General features: G+C 56.6%; 2 protein-coding genes. Both read left to right on the top strand.

Features of this window, described 5'->3' with window-relative positions; translation table 11 throughout:
* Positions 1-588 precede the first annotated feature (588 nt).
* A complete protein-coding gene (locus AAC035_RS20455) occupies positions 589-2388 on the top strand; it encodes a class I SAM-dependent DNA methyltransferase (protein ID WP_339806956.1) in 1800 nt (599 codons plus the stop codon).
* On the top strand, positions 2378-2698 hold the full coding sequence (locus tag AAC035_RS20450) for a restriction endonuclease subunit S (protein WP_339806955.1): 321 nt from the start codon (positions 2378-2380) through the stop codon (positions 2696-2698). Before AAC035_RS20455 ends, AAC035_RS20450 begins: the two co-directional genes overlap by 11 nt.
* The last annotated feature ends 40 nt before the right edge of the window (positions 2699-2738 follow it).

Here is a 2738-nt window from a genome sequence, read left to right as displayed (position 1 = left end):
GTATCGTTGCCCATCTGCTCACTCTCCAGATGACAACGTATTTCAGGACGGGACAACTTCCACAAAAAAGCCCACGTGACAGTGGGCTTTTTTGTGGAAGTCTGGTTTGCCAGAGGGCAGATGCAGAACCTCCGTTCGACAAATCGCGAACGCGATTTGGGCGCCGCAGCAACGCGAAGGCGGGGCAAAGCCCCGAAGATCGCCCCCAAGGCGATCTGAGTCCATCCTCTTGTATCAGACCCATGAACCAGGCCGAATCAGAACGCAGGTCCTTTTTTTGGCCTGTGCCCAAATGGTGCCCTGGTAGTGCCTACCATTTCTTCACAGATTAGCCTCCAATCTTTCTCGTGACCTTTGTCCCGTTTGCCCGGCTACAGGGTTTGGGCACAGCCTCCCTTAACCTTGCCTAACCCCACCAACTGACGTAAAACAACCCTATATCGAGTGGTTAGCAAGCAATACACCCCCGGTATTGCCCGCAACTCTCCGGAACAATCCAAGGCACGAACCGACACAGCCTGTCGCTCCGTGCCTTTACGCTTTATCAGAGAATGAAAGTAGTCACTTCTCATAGGGAACGACCGAGCAATGAACAACACGGAACAGCAATTCCTCAAAGCCCTGGACGACAAACTCTGGAAATCCGCCGACAAGCTCCGCGCTAATCTGGATGCCGCCAACTACAAGCATGTGGTGCTGGGCCTGATCTTCCTGAAGTACGTCTCCGATGCCTTCGAGGAGCGCCAGGAGGAATTGCTGGAACTGTTCAAGGATGAAAGCAACGACATCTACCACCTCCCGCCCGGCGACTACGACAGCGACGCCGACTACCAGCAGGCCCTGCAGGAAGAGCTGGAAGTATTAGATTACTACCGCGAAGCCAACGTGTTCTGGGTACCCAAGCCCGCCCGTTGGAACACCTTGAAAGAGAAAGCCGTGCTGCCCGTGGGCACCGTGCTCTGGCAGGACGACGCCGGTAACGATGTAAAGCTGCGCTCTGTGTCCTGGCTGATTGACAACGCCCTGGAAGACATCGAAAAGCACAACGCCAAACTCAAAGGCATCCTTAACCGGATCAGCCAGTACCAGCTGGATAACGACAAGCTGCTGGGCCTGATCAACACCTTCTCCGACACCTCCTTCACCAAACCGGTACTGGGTGGTGAGAAGCTGGCCCTGCACAGCAAAGACATCCTAGGCCATGTGTACGAATACTTCCTGGGCCAGTTTGCCCTCGCCGAAGGCAAGCAGGGCGGCCAGTATTACACCCCCAAGAGCATCGTCACTCTGATTGTGGAAATGCTGCAACCCTATTCCGGCCGGGTGTACGACCCGGCCATGGGCCCCGGCGGCTTCTTTGTCTCCAGCGACAAGTTCATCGAAGAACACGCCAGCGAACAGCACTACGACGCCTCAGAACAGAAGAAGCACATTTCCGTGTACGGCCAGGAATCCAACCCCACCACCTGGAAGCTGGCCGCCATGAACATGGCTATCCGGGGCATCGACTTCAACTTCGGCAAGAAAAACGCCGACACCTTCCTGGACGACCAGCATCCGGATCTGCGTGCCGACTTCGTGATGGCCAACCCGCCGTTCAACATCAAGGACTGGTGGAGCGAATCCCTCGCCGACGACGTGCGTTGGAAGTACGGCACCCCGCCCAAGGGCAACGCCAACTTTGGCTGGATGCAGCACATGATCCACCATCTGGCGCCAACCGGCAGCATGGCCCTGTTGCTGGCCAACGGCTCCATGAGCTCCAACACCAACAACGAAGGCGAAATCCGCAAACGCCTGGTGGAAGAAGACCTGGTGGAATGCATGGTCGCTCTGCCCGGTCAGCTGTTCACCAACACCCAGATCCCCGCCTGCATCTGGTTCCTGACGAAAAATAAAGCAGCGGTGCGCTCGACGACCGCCAGGGATGGCGGAAGTGCCGGAAACGCAGGAGCAGTTTCCGGTGAAAAGCGCGACCGCCGGGAAGAGTTCCTGTTCATCGACGCCCGCAACCTGGGCTTTATGCGGGATCGGGTGCTGCGGGACTTCACCAACGACGACATCGCCAAGATCGCCGACACCTTCCATGCTTGGCGCCGGGCAGGAGCCCAAGTGTCGCGGAGTCCAGGGATGGACGAGAGCGACCAGCGTGTTTATGAAGACATCCCCGGCTTCTGCAAATCCGCCAGCCTGGACGAGATCAAGAAGCATGACTTTGTGCTGACGCCGGGGCGCTATGTGGGTGCCCAAGAGCAGGAAGAGGATGGCGAGCCGTTTGCCGAGAAGATGGCGCGGTTGACAGGGCAGTTGCGAGAGCAGTTTGCGGAGAGTGATCGGCTGGAGGCTGCAATCAAGCGGAATCTTGGGGGGCTGGGGTATGAAGTCTGAATGGGTAACTATCCCGCTCGGTGATGTATTAACTTTACAACGTGGCCATGACCTACCGACTCAGAATAGGCTCTCGGGAGAGATCCCCATACTGGGCTCGTCAGGCATTACCGGCTTTCACAATGAAGCAAAGGCTACCGGGCCAGGCGTAACAGTCGGACGCAGTGGTAACTCCATGGGGGAAATAAGCTATTCAGATAAAGACTTCTGGCCGTTAAACACGGCCTTGTATGTCACCGACTTCAAAGGCAACGACCCAAAGTTTCTTTATTACCTGTTACAAACCATAGACTTTTGCGTAAACCGCTGAAGGTTGCCACCCATTCCACGTGAAGCCTGCCACCCGGACC

The organism is uncultured Marinobacter sp. (assembly GCF_963974375.1).
Classification (GTDB): domain Bacteria; phylum Pseudomonadota; class Gammaproteobacteria; order Pseudomonadales; family Oleiphilaceae; genus Marinobacter.
The sequence above is the reverse complement of the archived record's forward strand: the minus strand, read 5'-3'. Positions and strand labels throughout refer to the sequence as shown.